The organism is Kitasatospora sp. NPDC056076 (assembly GCF_042266305.1).
In the GTDB taxonomy this organism is placed as follows: Bacteria; Actinomycetota; Actinomycetes; order Streptomycetales; family Streptomycetaceae; genus Kitasatospora.
Genome location: NZ_JBHJWG010000015.1, coordinates 96,603 through 115,597 on the forward strand (window position 1 = coordinate 96,603; position 18,995 = coordinate 115,597).

Annotated in this window: 19 protein-coding genes; 14 read left to right on the forward strand and 5 right to left on the reverse strand. The window is 72.2% G+C overall.

The window, feature by feature from the left end:
- The first annotated feature begins 57 nt into the window (after window positions 1-57).
- The 7 genes from ACFC1T_RS15095 to ACFC1T_RS15125 all read left to right on the forward strand — a co-directional run bounded on the left by ACFC1T_RS15095 (window position 58) and on the right by ACFC1T_RS15125 (window position 6,713).
- Window positions 58-861, forward strand: coding sequence for a hypothetical protein (locus ACFC1T_RS15095; RefSeq protein ID WP_375888311.1), 804 nt, complete (start codon window positions 58-60; stop codon window positions 859-861).
- Window positions 862-982: 121 nt separating this feature from the next.
- Entirely contained in the window at window positions 983-1,993 is a 1,011-nt protein-coding gene (locus ACFC1T_RS15100; protein WP_375888312.1) for an MBL fold metallo-hydrolase, read from the forward strand.
- 204 nt (window positions 1,994-2,197) lie between these two features.
- Window positions 2,198-4,075 (forward strand): ATP-binding protein, encoded by a 1,878-nt coding sequence (locus ACFC1T_RS15105; RefSeq protein WP_375888314.1) that lies wholly within the window; start codon window positions 2,198-2,200, stop codon window positions 4,073-4,075.
- Window positions 4,072-4,518 carry a roadblock/LC7 domain-containing protein gene (locus tag ACFC1T_RS15110; protein ID WP_375888317.1) on the forward strand — a complete coding sequence of 149 codons (447 nt, stop codon included), beginning with the start codon at window positions 4,072-4,074 and terminating at the stop codon, window positions 4,516-4,518. The genes ACFC1T_RS15105 and ACFC1T_RS15110 overlap by 4 nt, the downstream gene beginning before the upstream one ends.
- A complete protein-coding gene (locus tag ACFC1T_RS15115) occupies window positions 4,515-4,868 on the forward strand; it encodes a DUF742 domain-containing protein (protein WP_375888319.1) in 354 nt (117 codons plus the stop codon). Before ACFC1T_RS15110 ends, ACFC1T_RS15115 begins: the two co-directional genes overlap by 4 nt.
- 88 nt (window positions 4,869-4,956) lie before the next feature.
- Window positions 4,957-5,523, forward strand: a complete 567-nt coding sequence (locus tag ACFC1T_RS15120) for an ATP/GTP-binding protein (protein WP_375888485.1) — start codon at window positions 4,957-4,959, stop codon at window positions 5,521-5,523.
- Window positions 5,520-6,713 carry a cytochrome P450 gene (locus ACFC1T_RS15125; RefSeq protein WP_375888322.1) on the forward strand — a complete coding sequence of 398 codons (1,194 nt, stop codon included), beginning with the start codon at window positions 5,520-5,522 and terminating at the stop codon, window positions 6,711-6,713. The genes ACFC1T_RS15120 and ACFC1T_RS15125 overlap by 4 nt, the downstream gene beginning before the upstream one ends.
- Window positions 6,714-6,773: 60 nt before the next feature.
- Here ACFC1T_RS15125 and msrB read toward each other — a convergent pair whose 3' ends face one another.
- The 4 genes from msrB to ACFC1T_RS15145 form a co-directional block, all read right to left on the reverse strand.
- On the reverse strand, window positions 6,774-7,184 hold the full coding sequence (gene msrB, locus ACFC1T_RS15130; protein ID WP_375888324.1) for a peptide-methionine (R)-S-oxide reductase MsrB: 411 nt from the start codon (window positions 7,182-7,184) through the stop codon (window positions 6,774-6,776).
- A 22-nt stretch (window positions 7,185-7,206) separates the two neighbouring features.
- Window positions 7,207-8,616, reverse strand: a complete 1,410-nt coding sequence (gene murC / locus ACFC1T_RS15135) for a UDP-N-acetylmuramate--L-alanine ligase (RefSeq protein ID WP_375888326.1) — start codon at window positions 8,614-8,616, stop codon at window positions 7,207-7,209.
- Between the two features lie 103 nt (window positions 8,617-8,719).
- A complete protein-coding gene (locus tag ACFC1T_RS15140) occupies window positions 8,720-9,181 on the reverse strand; it encodes an indole-3-glycerol phosphate synthase (RefSeq protein WP_375888329.1) in 462 nt (153 codons plus the stop codon).
- Window positions 9,182-9,232: 51 nt separating this feature from the next.
- Entirely contained in the window at window positions 9,233-10,024 is a 792-nt protein-coding gene (locus ACFC1T_RS15145; RefSeq protein ID WP_375888332.1) for a pyrimidine reductase family protein, read from the reverse strand.
- 158 nt (window positions 10,025-10,182) lie between these two features.
- Here ACFC1T_RS15145 and zapE point away from each other — a divergent pair, with 158 nt between their 5' ends.
- From zapE to ACFC1T_RS15175, 6 genes are all read left to right on the forward strand, one after another.
- Window positions 10,183-11,229, forward strand: coding sequence for a cell division protein ZapE (gene zapE / locus ACFC1T_RS15150; RefSeq protein WP_375888487.1), 1,047 nt, complete (start codon window positions 10,183-10,185; stop codon window positions 11,227-11,229).
- Between the two features lie 55 nt (window positions 11,230-11,284).
- Window positions 11,285-11,662, forward strand: coding sequence for a type II toxin-antitoxin system RelE/ParE family toxin (locus ACFC1T_RS15155; RefSeq protein WP_375888335.1), 378 nt, complete (start codon window positions 11,285-11,287; stop codon window positions 11,660-11,662).
- A complete protein-coding gene (locus ACFC1T_RS15160; protein WP_375888337.1) occupies window positions 11,659-11,967 on the forward strand; it encodes a helix-turn-helix domain-containing protein in 309 nt (102 codons plus the stop codon). The genes ACFC1T_RS15155 and ACFC1T_RS15160 overlap by 4 nt, the downstream gene beginning before the upstream one ends.
- 44 nt (window positions 11,968-12,011) lie before the next feature.
- Window positions 12,012-14,102 carry an excinuclease ABC subunit UvrB gene (gene uvrB, locus ACFC1T_RS15165; RefSeq protein WP_375888340.1) on the forward strand — a complete coding sequence of 697 codons (2,091 nt, stop codon included), beginning with the start codon at window positions 12,012-12,014 and terminating at the stop codon, window positions 14,100-14,102.
- Between the two features lie 247 nt (window positions 14,103-14,349).
- Window positions 14,350-14,928, forward strand: a complete 579-nt coding sequence (locus tag ACFC1T_RS15170; RefSeq protein ID WP_360236073.1) for a TerD family protein — start codon at window positions 14,350-14,352, stop codon at window positions 14,926-14,928.
- Between the two features lie 191 nt (window positions 14,929-15,119).
- Window positions 15,120-16,100, forward strand: coding sequence for a TerC family protein (locus tag ACFC1T_RS15175; protein WP_375888342.1), 981 nt, complete (start codon window positions 15,120-15,122; stop codon window positions 16,098-16,100).
- Window positions 16,101-16,337: 237 nt separating this feature from the next.
- Here the strand turns inward: ACFC1T_RS15175 and ACFC1T_RS15180 are convergent, their stop codons facing one another.
- Complete coding sequence (locus ACFC1T_RS15180) at window positions 16,338-16,991, reverse strand: MBL fold metallo-hydrolase (RefSeq protein ID WP_375888344.1); 654 nt, start codon at window positions 16,989-16,991, stop codon at window positions 16,338-16,340.
- Window positions 16,992-17,216: 225 nt separating this feature from the next.
- Here ACFC1T_RS15180 and ACFC1T_RS15185 point away from each other — a divergent pair, with 225 nt between their 5' ends.
- Window positions 17,217-18,926: a DUF262 domain-containing protein gene (locus ACFC1T_RS15185; RefSeq protein WP_375888347.1), complete on the forward strand. Its 1,710-nt coding sequence runs from the start codon at window positions 17,217-17,219 to the stop codon at window positions 18,924-18,926.
- Window positions 18,927-18,995: the final 69 nt, after the last annotated feature.

Genomic DNA, 18,995 nt, shown 5'->3' on the forward strand with positions numbered 1-18,995 from the left:
GACGGGGACATGACCAGGGCGCACAGTTCGTGGTCGAGTCTTCCTCCGGGGGATCATATGGAGATCCTGCTCCAGGTGCTGATCGCATCGGTGCCGGCCGTGATCGGCTTCCTCGCGGCCCGTTCCCTCGCCCGCACCAGGCTGTTCCTGCGCTACGGCTTCCTGCGGGCGCTGCTGGCGCCGTACGGGCGGGTGCAGATCGTCATCCCGAGCCTGGAGGTGGCGGAGTTCGCCTTCACCTCGGACGGCTGCCAGCTGACCAGCCGCGGGCCGAAGAACGTGCTGTTCGTGCCGATGGCCGAGGCCAGGGCGATAGCGGAACTGACCGACCTGCTGCGGAAGGTCAACCGCAAGGCGACGATCGAGCTGGTGGTGGCGGGGGCGCAGGACCCGCGGATGCCGACCTTCTCGATCGGCGGGCCGGGCGTCAACTCGTACTCCGGTGGCGTGCTGGACACGGTGTTCCCGGACTTCGCGGTCGAGTACCCGGACGAGGCCCGCGCCCGCTGGGGCGGGATGACCTTCGAGGCGCTGTACAACCCGGCCGGGGAGCTGATCCGCGACCACGGCTTCATCTTCGTCACCCGCACGCCCCGGCAGGCGCCCTGCGTCGTGCTCTGCGGGGTGTTCGCCTTCGGTTCGGCGATGGCGGTGGAGGCCCTGACCTCGGCGAACCGGGGGTCCCCGCTGGCGGCGCTGTTCCGCTCGGGGGAGAAAGGATTCGTCGCGGTGGAGGGGCGGGTGATCGGGCTGGACACGGTGGACGTCACGGTCGAGGTCTGCCGGGTGCTGCCCACCCAGCGGTCCGACGTCCCGTCGGGTTTCCGGGGCGAGGTGTCCACCAGTCGTCCCGAGCCGTGAGACGATTGGTCTCGACCACGTGGTGCGAATCCGGACAGGGCGGGAGGGAACGGGGCACTAACTCCAGCTGTTCGTACAGCTTTTGCCCCATCCCTGACACAACATGGGCATAATCGCGCGCATGACGATCAACCGTGCGAACGTGAGCGCGATTGCCGAGGACCTGTACGTGTGGCTCCCCCCGAAGCGGGGCTGGGGCCTGGCCAACTGCGGCCTGCTGGCCTCGGAGACCACCGCGCTCTGGATCGACACCCCCTACGACCCCTCACTGGCCGGGGAGTTCCTGGCCGCCAGCCGGCGCCTGCTGCCGACCGGGGTCGACATCGACCGGGTGGTCGTCACCCACGCCAACGGCGACCACCTGTGGGGCGCCGGAGTGCTCCCCGACGCCGAGGTGATCGCCACCCGCGAGGCGCTGGAGCACATCCACTGGGAGCCCACCCCCCAGCAGCAGCACGCCCTGCTCACCAACAGCGACCCGGACTCCCCGCTCGGCGGCTACCTCCGCGAGCACTTCGGGGGCTTCGACTGGTCCACCACCGAGCCGGTGCACCCGGACACCGTCTTCACCGGCGAGCTGGAACTCACGGTCGGCCGCTACCCGGTGCAGATCACCAGCCTGCCCGCCGCCCACACCGGCGGCGACCTGATGGTCCACCTGCCGCACCAGCGCGCCGTGTTCACCGGCGACGTGATCTTCTCCTCGACCCCCGAGCAACCGGGCGACCACCCCTCGCACTGGGCCGGCCCGCTGGAGAACGTCATCGGCGCCTGCGAACAGGCCCTGGAGACCGGCGCGGAGATCTTCGTCCCCGGCCACGGCCCGGTGCTCGACCGCGAGGGCGTCCAGGAGCACATCGGCTACCTGGCGTACGTCCGCGAGCGCGCCCACACCCTGCACGCCGCCGGGATACCCGCGCTGGACGCCGCCCGGCGGGTGATCGCCGAGCAGCGCCACCCCGAACTCGGCCTGCCCGAGCGGCTGGTGCTCACCGTCGCGGCCGAGTACCGGCACCTGGAGGGCTCCGAACTGCCCGGCATCCTGGACGCCATGGCCCAGGTCGCCGTGGTGGCCCGCGAACTGGCCGAGGACTCGGCCCGGATCCCGCGCCCGCGCCCCGCCCGGAACTGACCGCCCGGAACCGACTGCCGGGGCACCGACTGCCGGGGCACCGACCGCCGGGGCCCCGACTCCGGCCGGACCCCGCGCGCACCCGGCACCCGCACCCCGGCACCCGCACCACCGCACCCGCGCGCACCCCGCTCCCGAGCTCCGCCCGGAACCGCACCCCGGGCGCCGGCCCGGGCCGAGCAGCAAGGACACCCGAGGACCCCGATGACGCAGATCGCGCTGATCGCGCTGATCGTCCTGGCGCTGGCCACCACCGCGGCCGCGGTCGTGCTCGCCCGCGGCCGGGCCGCGGCCGTCCGCCGGGCGGTGGCCGCCGAGGCCGCGCTCGGCCAGGGCGCGCAGCAGGCCCGCGCCGCCGAGGCCAAACTCGCCCGCGCGGAACGCCAGCGGGACGAGGCCCAGGAGGCCGTACGGAACGCCGCCGAGCAGACCCGGCGGGCCGAGGAGCACACCCGGGCCGCCGACCAGCGGGGCGCCGCCGCCAACGCCCGGGCCAAGGAGGCGAACGCCGGCATCGGGGAGGCGAACGCCCGCGCCGCGGCCGCCGAGGCCCGGCTGGCCGCCGCGGACCGCGGCGGCGCCGCGCTGCTGGCGGAGATCGGCCACCTCGCCCAGGAGCGGGTCGCCGCCACGGCCGTCCGGCTGACCCACACCAACGCCCCGACGGTCGGCCCGCTGGACCCGCAGGCCGTCGGCCCCGAGGGCGTCCGGGCCCTGCAGTCCGTCCTGGACGCCACCACCGCGGCCCTCGCCGACGAGCGCGAGCGGGTCGACGCCGCCGCCCGGGCCGCCATGCGCGGCGCCACCTCCCGGATCCAGACCCTGCTCTACCAGATCCAGAGCCTGGTCCAGCAGCTCCAGCACGACAACGACGACCCCCGGCTGCTGGAGGTCGACTTCCGCAACGAGGTCGCGCTGCGCCGGATCCAGACCGTCGCCGTGCTCTGCGAGGCCTGGCCGGGCCTGGCCCGGACCGACTCCCCGCTCGCCGAGGTCGTCGTCGGCGCGCTCTCCCGGGTGCCCGGCTACGCCCGGATCAAGGTCGCCAACCACCTGCGCGAGCAGCGGCTGGCCGTGGTCGCCCGGGCCGCCGAGCCGATCGCCATCGCCATCGCGGAACTGCTCGCCAACGCCACCGCCTACTCCCACCCGGAGACCGACGTCCCGGTCACCGTCCAGCAGGGCGGTCGTGGCGCACTGGTGATCGTCGACGACAGCGGCATCGGCATGGACGAGGACCAGCTGCGCCGGGCCCGCCGACTGCTGGCCGGCCCGTCGGACGTGCTGCTCACCGAGCTGGGCAACCCGCCCAAGACCGGCTTCGCGGTGGTCGGCAAGCTGGCCCGCCAGTACGGCTTCACCTGCCACATCGAGCCCTCGCCGTACGGCGGCATGCGGACCCTCCTGCGCATCCCGGCCGCGCTGGTGACCACGGTGGACGACGAGCAGCCGCTCTCCGTGCTCACCCCGCTGCCGCTGCGGGCCGGCAGCGGCCCGGCACCGGCGCCCACCGTCGCGGCCGTCCCGCCGATGCGCGACGCCGACGAGCAGGCCCCGCCGGTGCTCGCCGACCGCCACAACCAGCCCGGCCCGCACCCGGCGCCGGCCATCCACGTGGTGCCCGACCCGGACACCGCCGCCACCCCCGACGGGGACGGCAGCGGCCTGCCCAGCCGGCGGCGGCGGCGTCCGCGCACCGGCGAGGAACCGGGGGCGGCGCCCGGCGCACCGACCGCCGGGGCACCGACCGCCGGGACGGCGGGAGGGCCGGGGGAGCAGCCCGCACCGTACGTCCGCACCCCCGAGCGGGCCGCCGCCCACTGGCAGGCCCTGCAGCGCGGCACCGACTCCGGCCGGGCCGCGGCGGCACAGGCCGCCCCGGGCAGCCCCGGGAACACGGCGACCGGCAGCGCCGGTGAGACCCGTAGCACCGGCGAGCCCCGCAGTGCCAGCGACACCCACAGCACCGGCGAGACCCGCAGCACCGGCGACACCACCGCCGACCGCGACACCGGCGACACCACCGCCGGACCGACCGGTGGCCGCACCACCGGACCGACCTTAGAAGGAGCCGAGCAGTGAGCAGCTCGCCCAGCCCGACCGCCACCGAAGAGATCTCCTGGGTGCTGAACCCGCTGCTGGAGCTCCCGGGGGTGCTGCACGCGGTGGTCGCCACCGGTGACGGCCTCGTCGAGGCCGCCTCCGACGGCCTCGGCCGGGCCTCCGCCGAGCGGGTCGCCGCGATGACCGCCACCGTGCACGCCGCGGCCCGCGCCTTCACCACCGCCTTCACCGACGTCGAGCGGCCGCGGCTGGCCCAGACCGTGGTGGAGTCCGACCTCGGCTACGCCATCGTGGTCCCCGCCGGGGAGAACACCTCGCTCGCCGTGTTCACCGCCCCGGACGCCCAACTCGGCAACGTGGCTTACCAGATGCAGCTCCAGGTCGCCGCCCTCGGCCGGGCCCTGGCCAGCCCGCCCCGGCAGCAGGAGGCCGGCGCGCAGGGCACCCCGACCGGGTCATGAGCGCCGTCCCCCGCAGGCGGATGGTGCCCGCCTACCTGGCCACCGGCGGCCGCAGCCGCCCCGGCACCGACGGCTTCGAGCGGCTGACCGTCCTGTTCGCGGACCGCGCCGAACCGCCCGGCGACCTCGACCCCGAGCACCGCCGGCTCTGGGAGCTGCTGCGCCCCGGCGCGCTGACCGTGGTGGAGGCCGCCGCGCACCTGCGCCTGCCGGTCAGCGCCACCGTCTTCCTGGCGGCCGACCTGGTCGAGGCGGGCTGCCTGCGCGCCCGCGCGCCGATCCCGCGCGCCCAGCAGACCGACCGCTCCATCGTCGAGAGGCTCCTCGTTGGACTCCGTGCGCTCCGGTGACCCCGGCAGCGGCCCCGGCCCCGGCCAGGACCTCCCGGCCGCAGGGCCGAGCCGGGTGGGCTACCTGCCCGACCGGGACCAGCTGCTGATGAAACTGGTGGTCGCCGGCCCGTTCGGGGTCGGCAAGACCACGCTCATCCGCACCCTCTCCGAGATCGCCACCCTGCACACCGAGGAGGCGATGACCGAGACCGGGCGGCCGGTGGACGACCTGGCGGGCCTGCCGGAGAAGACCACCACCACCGTCGCGGTGGACTTCGGCCGGCTCACCCTGCCCGGCAACACGGTGCTCTACATGTTCGGGACCCCCGGCCAGCGCCGCTTCTTCCCGCTCTGGCAGGACATCGCCCGCGGCGCCCTGGGCGCGCTGGTGCTCGCCGACACCCGCCGACTGGCCGACTCCTTCGAGATCATGGACATGGTCGAGGAGCAGGGCCTGCCGTACGCCGTCGCCGTCAACACCTTCCCGGACTCCCCGGAGCACCCGCCCGAGGTGCTGCGCGCCCACCTGGACCTGCACGCCGCGACCCCGCTGCTGCTGTGCGACGCGCGCGAGCGCGGCAGCAGCCTCGACGCGCTGATCGCCCTGGCCGAGCACGTCCTGGAGACCCTGCCCGCCACCGCCACCGCCACCGATCCCCAGGAACGCCCGTGACCGTCGAGACCCGACCGACCCCGATCTACGGCCCGGTCTTCGCCGCCGACCCCCAGCTGGTGTACGAGCGGCTGCGCCGCCACGGCGCCGTCGCCCCGGTCGAGATCGCCCCCGGCGTCGAGGCCCTGCTGGTCACCGACTACCAGGCCGCCCTGGACCTGCTGCGCGACACCGACACCTTCTCCAAGGACTCCCGCGCCTGGCAGGCGACCGTCCCGCCGGACTCCCCGCTGCTGCCGGTGCTCGGCTACCGCCCCACCGCGCTGTTCAGCGACGGCGCGACGCACGCCCGCTACCGCGCGGTGATCACCGACGGCCTGGCCCTGCTCGAACCGCACCGGCTGCAGCGCCAGGTCGCCGAGGTGGCCCACCAGCTGATCGACCGCTTCGCCGCCGTCGGCAGCGCCGACCTGATCGCCGAGTACGCCCGCCAGCTGCCCGCCTTCGTGCTGACCACCGGGTTCGGCGTGCCGGAGGAGGAGCACGCCGAGGTGGTGGCGGCGATCACCGGGCTGATCGAGTCGGGCGCCCGGGCCGGTGCCGCGTACGGCAAGCTCGTCGCGGTGGTCACCGCGATGGTCGCCGAGCGCCGCGAACGCCCCCGGCACGACCTGGCCTCCTGGTTCGTCACCCACCCGGTCGGGCTGGACGACGACGAGGTGATCCGGCAGATCACCCTGACCATGATCGCCGGGCACGAGCCGACCACCAACCTGATCGGCAACGCCCTGCTGCGGCTGCTCACCGACGCCCGCTACGCCGGCTCGCTGTTCGGCGGCGCGATGACCGCCCACCAGGCGATCGACGAAGTGCTGTGGCACGAGCCGCCGATGGCCAACCTCTCGGCCCACTACCCGCGGTACGACATCACCTTCCACGGGCGCGAGATCGCGGCCGGCTCGCTGGTGCTGGTCTCCTACGCGGCCGCCAACTCCCAGGCGGCGCCGGCCACCGACGGCACCGAGCTGCGCAGCGGGGAGAGCGCCCACCTGGCCTGGGCAGCCGGCCCGCACGCCTGCCCGGCCCGGGACCCGGCCCTGCTGATCGCGATCACCGCCATCGAGCAGCTGACCAGTCGGCTCAGCGACCTCGAACTGGCCACCCCGGCAGGTGAGTTGCTCTGGCGCCCGGGCCCGTTCCACCGCGCCCTGGTCCACCTGCCGGTCCGCTTCGCCCCGGTCGCGGGATAGTCGCTCGGACAGCGCCGAGGGCCCGGCCGCCGGGGCGGTCCGGGCCCTCGGCGCCGGCGGTCAGCTCTCCTCGACCGGCCGCAGGGTCAGCGAGATGCTGTTGATGCAGTACCGCTGGTCCGTCGGCGTGCCGTAGCCCTCGCCCTCGAAGACGTGGCCCAGGTGCCCGCCGCACTTGGCGCAGCGCACCTCGACCCGGCGCATGCCGAGCGAGGTGTCCTCGATGTACTCGACCCGGTCCCCGGCCAGCGGCGCGTAGTACGAGGGCCAGCCGCAGTGGCTGTCGAACTTGGTCTCGGAGCTGAACAGCTCCGTCCCGCAGGCCCGGCAGGCGTACACGCCGACCGTCCTGGTGTCGGTGTACTCGCCGACGAAGGGCCGCTCGGTGCCCGCCTCGCGGAGCACGTGGTACTCCTCGGGGCTGAGCTGGGCGCGCCACTCGGCCTCGGACTTCTGGATCTCGTAGCTCATCACGACTCCCGCTCGGCGTACGTCAGACGTTGGAAGCAACGTTCGCGAGGTGCTTGAGAATTTCGGGCCCCAGGTTGGTGACGTCGCCGGCGCCCATGGTGAGCAGCAGGTCGCCCGGGCGGGCCAGGCCGGCCAGCAGGGCGGGGGCGGCGGCGAAGTCGTGCTCGGGGGTGACGTCGGCGCCGGCCCGGCGGGCGGCGTCGAGGATCAGCTCGCTGGTGACCCCGGGGATCGGGTCCTCGCGGGCCGGGTAGATGTCCAGCACCACCGAGGCGTCGGCCAGCGCCAGCGCCCGGCCCATCTCCTCGGCGAGCTGCTGGGTACGGCTGAACAGGTGCGGCTGGAAGACCACCAGGACACGGCCGTCGCCCTCCAGGCCCTCCCGGATCGCCTCCAGGTCGGCGGTCATCTCGGTCGGGTGGTGGGCGTAGGAGTCGATCACCTGGACGCCGGCCGCCTCGCCCTTGAGCTGGAGCCGGCGGCGCACGCCGGTGTAGGCGCCGAGCGCCTTGGCGAGGTCAGCGGCCGGGACGCCCAGCGCGACGCCGGCGGCCAGCGCGGCCACCGCGTTGTGAGCGTAGTGCCGGCCGGGCACCGAGACGGTGAAGGTCAGCTCCTCGCCGTCCAGCAGGACGGTGACCTCGCTGGTCATGCCGTGGGCGACCACCGACAGGACGCGCAGGTCGGCGTCCTCGGCGGCGCCGACGGTGACCACGTGGAGGCGCTCGCGGGCGGCCACCCGGGAGGTCAGTTCGCGGGCGCCGTCGTGGTCGGCGGAGACGACCAGGGTGCCGCCGGGGGTGATCCGGCCGACGAAGGTCTCGAAGGACTCGTAGATCTCGTCGATCGAGGCGTAGTTGGCGTGGTGGTCCAGCTCCACGTTGAGCACGATCGCCACCTCGGGCGCGTACTTGTGGAAGCTGCGGTCGCTCTCGTCGGCCTCGGCGACGAAGATCTCGCCGACGCCGTGCCGGGCGTTGGAGCCGGGCGCGTCCAGGTCGCCGCCGATCGCGTAGGACGGCTCCAGGCCCAGCTCGCCGAGGGCGACGGCGAGCATGCTGGTGGTGGTGGTCTTGCCGTGGGTGCCGGCCACCGCCAGCGCCCGGCGGCCGCCCATCAGCGCGGCCAGCGCGTCGGAGCGGTGCACCACCGGGATGCCGCGCTCGCGGGCGGCGACCAGCTCGGGGTTGTCGGCGCGGATCGCGCTGGAGACCACGATGCTGCTGGCGCCGTCCGGCACGTGCTCGGCGGCGTGGCCGACGTGCACGGTGGCGCCGAGGGCGCGCAGCGCGAGGACGGTCTCGGACTCCTTGGAGTCACTGCCGGAGACGCTGGCACCGCGCACCGCGAGGATCTTCGCCAGGCCGGACATCCCGGCGCCGCCGATGCCGATGAAGTGCGGGGCGTGCAGGTCGTGCGCGGCGTCGTTCAAGGCGTGGCTCCGTACGGGCGGGATCTGGTGGGCAGGCGGCCGGGGTGCGAATCGTCCTCGCGGGCGGACCGCAAGGACGATTCTGCACCACCGGCGGGCGGAGTCAGGAGTCGCTGGCGAAGAGCCTGAGCACCGGCACCCCCACCTTGTGGCGGGCCTGGGAGGCCCAGTCGCGGTGGAAGAACTCCTCCACGAAGTGCGGCGAGGTGAGCACCACCACCTCGTCCGCCTCCTGTTCGCGGACCACGGCGCGCAGCCGGTCCAGCGGTTTCTCCTCGACCAGCTCGCCGACCGCCTCGGCCCCGGCCCGGCGCAGGTGGCGCAGGCTGTGCTCCAGCGATTCGCCGGCCACGGTCGGGCCGCCCTCGGACTCGTCGTGCTCGTGCACCACCTTGTCGAGGTGGCCGAGGGCGACGTCGTCGAGCGCCCGCAGCAACTCGTCCTGCTTGCCGCGCGGCTGCATCAGGACGACGAAGGACACCTTCTCGTCGCTGTGGAGCGTGGTGACGAGCTCCACGTCCGCGTCCGAGAGCGCCTTTTCGATCATCAGTACCGTCTTGAACACGTGAGTCCCTTCCAGTGGCCGGCCCCCGGGCCCCGGCATCGCATAACGGGATCACGATCGGGGGGTCACGGGGTCATCCGAACCCAGGTGACGCAGGTAGCGGGTGAAGAGGAATCCTTTCTGCTCGATCAATGAGACCAGCCGCATCCGCTGCACGTCCGGCATTTCCGCATCGCGGACGATGCGCGGCGCGTCGCCGCCGGTGACCAGCGGGGCCAGCGACAGGCACAGCTCGTCCAGCAGTCCCGCCGCCGCCAGCTGCCCCAGCAGGCGGGGGCCGCCCTCGGTCAGCAGCCGCGTCCAGCCCCGCTCCACCAGGGCCGCCACGCCCGCCCGCAGGTCCACCGAGCCCTGCCCGGCGAGCACCAGGTCGGCCACCCCGGCGACCGCCCGGCGGCGCTCCTGCGGGGCGTCCTCGACGGTGATCACCACCGTCCTGACCAGCGGTTCCGTGAACAGCGGCGCGGTGAGGTCGAGGTCCAGCGAGCGGCTCACGATCGCGATCGCCGGGGCCGGGGACTGCCCCGCCGCGGCCCGCGCGGCCGCGAAGTCGGCCCGGGCCCGGGCCGGCCGGTAGCCCTCCGCCCGGACCGTCTCGGCGCCCACCAGCACCACGTCCGACAGCGCCCGCAGCACACCGAAGATCCGCTTGTCGGCGTCCCCGGAGAGGCCCTCGGAGAGGCCGTCGAGCCGCGCACCGCCGTCCAGCCCCGCCACCATGTTGGCCCGCAGCCACGGGCGCCCGCGATTCACCTGGTCGGGGTACGCGTAGACGGCGGCGAGCGATTCCAGGTCGGACGGATCGGCGACCGGAGCGCCCAGCGGGCTGATCAACTGTTGCATGTCCCCAGTCTTCCACCGCGGGCCCCGCAGGGGCCTTGCGCGGGCCCTGCGCGGGGCTCTGTGCGGCCCGACCGGAGCGGGTTCGGAGGGCGCGGGCACCAGGCGTACCCTCTACTAACGTGCCCGCAGCCTCCCGCCCCGCCCCCGCGACCGAGTCGATAGCCGCCGAGAGCCCGGCCGGCGCCCCGATCGCACTCACCGAACGCCGCCCCGTCGTGCCCGCCGAGCGGCTGGTCGCCGAGATGGTCCCGCCGCCCCGGTTCGCCGAGGTGAGCTTCGGGACGTACATCCCGGACCCGAACCAGCCCAGCCAGTACGAGGCCGTCCAGGTCCTGGAGCAGTTCGCGGCCACCCTCGGAGGGGGAAACGGTTCCGCGCCCAAGCGCAGCTGGTTCCGCCGCTCCGCCCCTGCGCCCACCGGCCCGGCCGGGGTCTACCTCGACGGCGGCTACGGCGTCGGCAAGACCCACCTGCTCGCCTCGCTCTGGCACGCCGCCCCCGGCCCCAAGGCCTTCGGCACCTTCGTCGAACTGACCAACCTGGTCGGCGCGCTCGGCTTCCAGCAGGCCGTCCGGACCCTCTCCGGGCACACCCTGCTCTGCATCGACGAGTTCGAACTGGACGACCCGGGCGACACCGTGCTGGTCTCCACGCTGCTCGGCCGGCTGGTCGAGAACGGCGTCAAGCTGTGCGCCACCTCGAACACCCTGCCGGAGAAGCTCGGCGAGGGCCGCTTCGCCGCCGCCGACTTCCTGCGCGAGATCCAGGGCCTGTCCGCCCACTTCCGCCCGATGCGGATCGACGGCCAGGACTACCGCCACCGCGGCCTGCCCGACGCCCCGCCGCCGTACCCCGACGACACCGTCGAGGCCGTCGCCGCCCGCACCCCCGGGGCCTCGCTGGACGACTTCGACGCCCTGCTCGCCCACCTCTCCGCCGTCCACCCCAGCCGCTACGGCGCGCTGCTGGACGACGTCAGCGCGGTCTGCCTGCGCGGCGTGCACCAGGTCGACGACCAGTCCACCGCGCTGCGCCTGGTCGTCCTCGCCGACCGGATGTACGACCGCGAGCTGCCCGTCACCGCCTCCGGCCTGCCCTTCGACCAGGTCTTCCCGGAGGACATGCTGCGCGGCGGCTACCGCAAGAAGTACCTCCGCGCCGTCTCCCGCCTGGTCGCCCTGGCCCGCGACAGCGCCAAGAGCTGAGTCCGTAACCTCCCCGCTGTTCGGTCGTTGGGCCAACGGCCGAACAGGGGAGCACGTGGCTGACGACGAATCCCGGCCGGGTTACGAGATCGAGATCGAGCCCGAGGTCCGGACCTGGCTCCGGAACTGCTCCGTCACCGAGTACCGGGCGGCCGAGCGTGCCGCCGACCGGCTCGCCGAGGACGGCGAGACCCTGCCGTTCCCGTTGGCGAGCCATCTGGGCGGGCCGCTGCGGGAGCTCCGGGTCGGGCCGCTGCGCATCACGTACTGGCTCGCACCGGGGCGGAGGGCTGTGCTCCTGACGGTCTTCCGCAAGACTAGGAACCGCGAGACCGATCAGGTCGAACGGGCACGCCGTGCTCAGAAGGTCTGCGAGGCGGAGCATCTGCCCGCCGCCGATCACCAGGTCTACGACCGGGAGGAGCAACGATGAGCAGCGGCTACCACACCCGTTGGGTCGTGCCGCCGGAGCACCGCGAGAGCGAGGAGTACCGGGCGGCCGGGCGGCGGATGGCCTTGGCCGAGGCCGTGTACGCCCGCCGCTCCGCGCTCGGCTGGAGCCCGGCCCAGCTCGCCGAGCGGGCCGGGCTGGACGAGGAGACGGTCGAGAGCATCGAGGAGAGCGGTGTCGACCCGACGCTGCCGCTGATCGAGCGGCTGGCCTCCGCCTTCGACTCCGTCGTGCGGATCGACCCGGCCCGGGAGCCGGCCATGACGTTCGAGGCGCACGCGGCCTGATCGGAACGGCGTCGGTTGTCGGTGGGGCGCCGTACGGTGGAGGCGTGCGTCCCATCACGAGTATTGAGCGGTCCGTGGCGCCCTTCGAGGTCGTCAGTCCCTTCCAGCCCAACGGTGACCAGCCGGCGGCGATCGCCGACCTGGAACGGCGGATCAGGGCGGGGGAGAAGGACGTCGTCCTGCTCGGCGCCACCGGCACCGGCAAGTCGGCCACCACGGCCTGGATGATCGAGAAGCTGCAGCGCCCCACCCTGGTGATGGCGCCGAACAAGACGCTGGCCGCGCAGCTGGCGAACGAGTTCCGCGAGCTGCTGCCGAACAACGCGGTCGAGTACTTCGTCTCGTACTACGACTACTACCAGCCGGAGGCGTACGTCCCGCAGACGGACACCTACATCGAGAAGGACTCCTCGATCAACGAGGAGGTCGAGCGGCTGCGGCACTCGGCGACCAACTCGCTGCTCACCCGCCGCGACGTGATCGTGGTCGCCTCGGTGTCCTGCATCTACGGCCTCGGCACCCCGCAGGAGTACGTGGACCGGATGGTCCCGCTCAAGGTCGGCCAGGAGATCGACCGCGACGTGCTGCTGCGCCGCTTCGTCGACATCCAGTACGCCCGCAACGACGTGGCCTTCACCCGCGGCACCTTCCGGGTCCGCGGCGACACCATCGAGATCTTCCCGGTCTACGAGGAGCTCGCCGTCCGGATCGAGATGTTCGGCGACGAGATCGAGTCGCTGTACACCCTGCACCCGCTCACCGGCGAGATCATCAGCCAGGACGAGCAGATCTACGTCTTCCCCGCCTCGCACTACGTGGCCGGCCCCGAGCGGATGGAGCGGGCGGTCACCGGCATCGAGCAGGAGCTGGAGCAGACGCTCGGCAAGCTGGAGAAGCAGGGCAAGCTGCTGGAGGCCCAGCGGCTGCGCATGCGCACCACTTACGACATTGAGATGCTGCGTCAGATCGGCACCTGCTCGGGCGTCGAGAACTACTCGATGCACTTCGACGGCCGCGAGCCCGGTTCCCCGCCGAACACCCTGCTGGACTACTTCCCGGAGGACTTCCTCCTGGTCATCGACGAGTCGCACGTCACCGTCCCGCAGATCGGCGCGATGTACGAGGGCGACGCCTCGCGCAAGCGCACGCTGGTCGAGCACGGCTTCCGGCTGCCCTCGGCGATGGACAACCGCCCGCTCAAGTGGGAGGAGTTCCTGGGGCGGATCGGCCAGACGGTGTACCTGTCGGCGACGCCCGGCGCGTACGAGCTGTCGCGCGGCGACGGCCAGGTCGAGCAGATCATCCGCCCGACCGGCCTGATCGACCCCGAGGTGATCGTCAAGCCGACCGAGGGCCAGATCGACGACCTGGTGCACGAGGTCCGCAAGCGGGTCGAGAGGAACGAGCGCGTCCTGGTCACCACGCTGACCAAGAAGATGGCCGAGGACCTCACCGACTACATGCTGGGCCTGGACATCCGGGTCCGGTACCTGCACAGCGACGTGGACACCCTGCGCCGGGTGGAGCTGCTGCGCGAGCTGCGGGCGGGCCGGTACGACGTGCTGGTCGGCATCAACCTGCTGCGCGAGGGCCTGGACCTGCCCGAGGTGTCGCTGGTGGCGATCCTGGACGCGGACAAGGAGGGCTTCCTGCGCTCGGGCACCTCGCTCATCCAGACGATCGGCCGCGCGGCCCGCAACGTCTCCGGCCAGGTGCACATGTACGCGGACCGGATCACCCCGTCGATGGAGAAGGCGATCGACGAGACCAACCGGCGCCGGGCCGTGCAGCAGGCCTACAACAAGGAGCACGGGATCGACCCGCAGCCGCTGCGGAAGAAGATCGGCGACATCCTGGACACCCTCGCCCGCGAGGACGTGGACACCGACGAGCTGCTCTCCAGCGGCTACCGGGGCCAGGGCAAGGGCAAGGCCCCGGTGCCGGCGCTGGGCGCGGAGCGCAAGCCGGCCAAGTCGCTGCCGGCCGCCGAGCTGGCGGAGCTGATCCAGGAGATGACGGACCGGATGCACACGGCCGCCGCGGACCTCCAGTTCGAGGTCGCGGCGCGGCTGCGGGACGAGGTCAAGGAGTTGAAGAAGGAGCTGCGGCAGATGCGCGAGGCCGGTGTGGCCTGAGGCCCGCCGTGCGGGGCTTGGCCGGTTCGGCACCGGTCAAGCCCCGCGGTGTCTCATCCTTGCCACAAACCGGGTAACCCGGAGGAGTCGCGGGTGCCGCAGGCCCTAGGCTGGCCTGCGGCATCGCGCCTCCGGGACGGGGTCGCGGGCCGGTAGCAGAGGGGGCCTCAGCCGGGGGACGGCGACGGGGTGTTCCACCGGGGAGCCGTGCGGCAGCGACCGCGCGGCCGGCAGAGAGGACAACGTCGTGTCGGTGAACCTTGCCAAGGGGCAGCGGGTCAGCCTCCAGAAGGGGGCGGGCGCCGCCCTGACCGTGGTGCGGATGGGGCTGGGCTGGCAGGCCGCGCCCAAGCGGGGCCTGTTCGGCAGCCGGACCAGGAAGATCGACCTGGACGCCTCGGCCCTGCTGTACGCCGAGCGGACCCCGTCCGACGTGGTGTTCTTCCAGCATCTGGAGTCCACCGACGGCTCGGTGCGGCACACCGGGGACAACCTGGAGGGCGGCTCCGGGGACGAGGACGACGAGGCGATCCTGGTCGACCTGCTGCACGTGCCGCCGCACATCACCCAGGTGGTGTTCACGGTCAGCTCGTACACCGGGCAGACCTTCGCCGAGGTGAGCCAGGCGCACTGCCGGCTGGTGGACGAGGCGACCGGGGTGGAGCTGGCCCGGTACGAGCTGGCGGGCGGCGGGCCGCACACCGGGCAGATCATGGCGAAGGTGGTCCGGGACGGCAACGGCGGCTGGGAGATGCAGGCGATCGGCGCCCCGGCGAAGGGGCGGACCTTCCAGGACCTGCTGCCGGCGATCGAGCCGTTCCTCTGACGGTTCTTTACCTTCTTTACCTTTCCTTGCCCGTTCTGTTACTCTCGATGGCAGCGGAGGGGAGTATTCCTCGACAGCCGACCCCGTCATCACGGATGCCCGTCGTGGCATCCCGGGGCGCTGGCCCGACGGGCGGAAGAGACCTCCGGCAGTGACGATGACTGTCTCGCCTACCTGCCGGAGGAGCAGTAGTGGACGTTTCCGTAACCATGTGGGTCACCACGATCGGTGTGCTGATCGCACTGATCGTGGCGGACTTCTTCATCGGGGGGCGCAAGCCGCACGAGGTCTCGATCAAGGAGGCCGGGATCTGGACGGCCGTCTGGGTCGTGCTGGCGCTGCTCTTCGGCGGTTTCCTCTGGTGGCACTCCGGGGCGCAGCCGGCCGGTGAGTTCTTCGCCGGGTACATCACCGAGAAGTCGCTCAGTGTCGACAACCTCTTCGTGTTCATCCTGATCATGGGCAAGTTCGCGGTGCCCAGGATCTACCAGCAGCGCGTGCTGATGTTCGGCGTGATCATCGCGCTGGTGCTGCGGGCGGTGTTCATCGCCGGCGGTGCGGCGCTGGTGACGCAGTTCTCCTGGGTGTTCTTCATCTTCGGCGCCTTCCTGATCTGGACGGCCTGGAAGCTGATCAAGGAGGCCCGGGCCGACGAGGAGGACGAGGAGTTCGAGGAGAACCGGCTGCTCAAGTCGATCACCCGGCGCTTCCCGTCCACCGACGACTACCGCGGCACCAAGCTGTTCGTCCGGGAGAACGGCCGCCGGCTGATCACCCCGATGCTGATCGTGATGCTGGCGATCGGCACCACGGACGTGCTGTTCGCGCTGGACTCGATCCCGGCCATCTTCGGCCTCACCCAGGACCCGTACGTGGTCTTCACCGCCAACGCCTTCGCCCTGATGGGGCTGCGCCAGCTGTACTTCCTGATCGGCGGGCTGCTCAAGAAGCTGGTCCACCTGAGCTACGGCCTGTCGGTGATCCTCGGCTTCATCGGCGTGAAGCTGGTGCTGCACGCCGCCCACGAGGCCGGTGCGAACGTCCCGGAGATCGGCATCCCGTTCTCGCTGGGCTTCATCGTCGTGGTGCTGGCCGTGACCACCGTGACCAGCCTGATGGCCTCGAAGAAGGCCGAGCAGGCCGAGCGGGAGTCCGAGAAGCTGGACGCCTGACCCCGCCCGGGCGGCAAAGCGGAGGGGCGCCCCCGCCCCGCCGGCGGGGCGGGGGCCCCCCCCGGGCCGGGGGGGGGGAACAACCCCCCGCCCCCCCCAACGGGGGGGGGGGGGGGGCGCCGCCGCGCGCCGCGGGCCGCCCTCGCGCCCGCCCCCCCCCCCCTGCCCCGCCGCGCGGGGGGCCCGCCCCCCCCCCCCGCCGGCCCCCCCCCCCCCCCCCCCGCGTCCGGGGGCGGGCTACCAGCCGCGCTCGCGCCACTCGGCGAGGTGCGGGCGCTCCGCGCCGAGGGTGGTGTCGTTGCCGTGGCCGGGGTAGACCCAGGCCTCGTCGGGCAGGACGTCGAAGACCTTCTCGTTGACGTCCCGGAAGAGGCTGTCGAAGGCCGCCGGGTCGCCCCAGGTGTTGCCGACGCCGCCCGGGAAGAGGCAGTCGCCGGTGAACACGTGCGGGTGGCCCTGGGGGTCGTCGTAGACCAGCACGATCGCGCCTGGGGTGTGCCCGACCAGGTGCCGGACGGTCAGCCCGACCTCGCCGACCCGCAGGGTGTCGCCGTCCGCGAGCCGCAGCCCGGTCGGCACGTCGATGCCCTCGGCGTCGTGCTCCCCGGCGGCGGTGCGGGCGCCGGTGGCGGCGACCACCTCGGCCAGCGCCCCCCAGTGGTCCTGGTGCCGGTGGGTGGTGACGACGGTCGCCAGGTCGGCCCCGACCGTCTCCAGCAGCACCGGGGCGTCGGCGGCCGCGTCGATCAGCAGCTGCTCGTCGGTGGCCCGGCAGCGCAGCAGGTACGCGTTGTTGTCGTACGGGCCCACGGCCACCTTGCTGATGATCAGGTGGGCCAGCTCGCGCACGTCCGGCGGCCCGCCGACCTTGACCGCTCCGTGGTACGTCATCCGTCCGCTCCCTCTCCCGTTGTCCTTGGGGTCATCCTTGCGCACGGTAGGCATCGCCGCAGGCGTCCCTCCAAGTCGGTGTCGGGCGCCGGCGGCAGATCGATGTTTTGTTTACCCGGGGGCGTGATCGTGCTGAGTGCTAGCAGATTCGGGGGCGATGGGTCAGGGGTTTGCCAAAACCTAGGGGGCCTGGGATCGTGAGGGAGATCACATCGGGGAGGGGTAATGAGTACACCGGGTCTTGGTACGCAGCCGAGTGCGGCTACGTACGACCTTGAGGATCTGATCGCCGAAGCGTGGTCCGGCCGGATTCGTGTTCCGCACTTCCAGAGGGATTACAAATGGACGTCCAAGGACGTCATCAGGCTCTTTGACAGCATCGTCCGCGGATATCCCATCGGGAGCCTCCTGCTCTGGGTGCGTCACTCTCCGTCGGACCTCGTTCGCCTGGGGGCCCTGACCGTTGAGGCCCCGGAGACGGACAAGGCGCTGTGGGTGGTCGACGGGCAGCAGCGGGTCACGAGCCTGGCCAATGCGCTGCATTCGGTCGGCAATCGCAAGGAGCCCTTCAACGTCTATTACGACTTGGAGAAGCGGGAATTCATTCCCACGCCCAAGATCGCGGAGTCAAATCACATTCCGCTGCCGACGTTGTTCGATCTGGAAGAGCTGCTGAGCTGGTTCGCCGGGCCGGGGAAGGGGGCCTCCGAATACTTCAACGAGGCCCGGAGTGTCGCGAAGAGGCTGCGCCAGTACAAGGTGCCCGCCTATCTCGTCAAGCAGCACGACGAGGCGGTCCTGACCGACATCTTCGATCGGATGAACAACTTCGGTAAGCGGCTCAGTCGGGCGGAGATCTTCTCGGCTCTGTTTGCGGGGCCGGAAAAGGGCGCCAGCAACCGGCTGTCCATCAGCAAGATCGCTGATCGGGTGGCGGCTCGTACGGGGTTCGGCGCCATCGACAACGACACGGTGCTGCATTCCATCCTGGCCAGACGCGGGCCGGACATCACCCGCGAACCGCGGACGGAGTTCGACGACAGTCGTCGGCGCACCGATCCGGAGTTTCCGGGGGAGGACCAGGAGACGGCCTACGCGGAAGGGGAGCTGGCGCTCATTCGGGCCATCACCTTCCTCCAGGACGAGGTCGGGGTCCCGCATGTCTCGCTTCTCGCGTACAGGGCGCCCCTGGTGGTCTTCGCGCGGTTCTTCGCGCACTTTCCCAATCCCAAGAAGCGCAACCGCAAGCTCCTGCGCCGCCTGTACTGGCGGGTCGTCGTTGCAGGGCCCGCGGTCTTCAAGGGGAGTTTCACGCAGATGGCCCGGTCGTTGGCCACGCGGATCCACCCGAAGGACGAGGACGGGTCCGTGGCGAGGCTCCTGGCGTCGATGGAGGCGGCCACGTCTTCGGTCCCCGATGCCAAGCGGTTCCGGACCAACGAGGCCACCGGAAGGATCGTCCTCTGTGCCTGGTGGGCGTTGCGTCCGCGGTCGCCGATCACCGGTCTCGAGTATTCCGTCGAGGAGCTCAGCGACATCCTGTCCGAGCAGCCTGCGGCCGTAGCGGTGCGCAGGTTCTTCGCGAAGGTCCCGTCGCCGAGGCAGCAGTTCTGGGCGGCGAACCGGCTGATCCTGCCCAGCCGGGACGAACCCGTCAGTGAAGCGCCCGGCCTGCTCGGCATCAGGCCGCTGGACATCGACGAGGACACCTGGGACACAGTGCTGGACTCACACTGCATCTCCCGCGAGGCGAGTCAACGGCTGTCCGCCGACGACCGGGACGGCTTCCTCAACCTTCGCCAGGAAGCGGTAGAGGACCAACTCCGGAGGTTCATCTCGAGTATGGCCGAGTGGACCTACGAGGACATCGTGCCCGTGAGTTTGAGTCATTCGGACGATGAGCTCTCCGAGATGGAGCCGGACAAGGACTGGTGACGCGACGGCGCCGTGGCCTCCGATGCACCTTGTCGGAGGCCACGGCGCTTGGTGTGTGCGAACCCGTCG

What these genes read in the sequence shown, in the direction of transcription:
- ACFC1T_RS15095 (WP_375888311.1), top strand. Translation starts at nt 58, where the DNA reads ATGGAGATCCTGCTCCAGGTGCTGATCGCATCGGTGCCGGCCGTGATC.
- ACFC1T_RS15100 (WP_375888312.1), top strand. Translation starts at nt 983, where the DNA reads ATGACGATCAACCGTGCGAACGTGAGCGCGATTGCCGAGGACCTGTAC.
- ACFC1T_RS15105 (WP_375888314.1), top strand. Translation starts at nt 2,198, where the DNA reads ATGACGCAGATCGCGCTGATCGCGCTGATCGTCCTGGCGCTGGCCACC.
- ACFC1T_RS15115 (WP_375888319.1), top strand. Translation starts at nt 4,515, where the DNA reads ATGAGCGCCGTCCCCCGCAGGCGGATGGTGCCCGCCTACCTGGCCACC.
- ACFC1T_RS15120 (WP_375888485.1), top strand. Translation starts at nt 4,957, where the DNA reads ATGAAACTGGTGGTCGCCGGCCCGTTCGGGGTCGGCAAGACCACGCTC.
- msrB (WP_375888324.1), bottom strand. Translation starts at nt 7,184, where the DNA reads ATGAGCTACGAGATCCAGAAGTCCGAGGCCGAGTGGCGCGCCCAGCTC.
- ACFC1T_RS15145 (WP_375888332.1), bottom strand. Translation starts at nt 10,024, where the DNA reads ATGCAACAGTTGATCAGCCCGCTGGGCGCTCCGGTCGCCGATCCGTCC.
- ACFC1T_RS15160 (WP_375888337.1), top strand. Translation starts at nt 11,659, where the DNA reads ATGAGCAGCGGCTACCACACCCGTTGGGTCGTGCCGCCGGAGCACCGC.
- ACFC1T_RS15180 (WP_375888344.1), bottom strand. Translation starts at nt 16,991, where the DNA reads ATGACGTACCACGGAGCGGTCAAGGTCGGCGGGCCGCCGGACGTGCGC.
- ACFC1T_RS15185 (WP_375888347.1), top strand. Translation starts at nt 17,217, where the DNA reads ATGAGTACACCGGGTCTTGGTACGCAGCCGAGTGCGGCTACGTACGAC.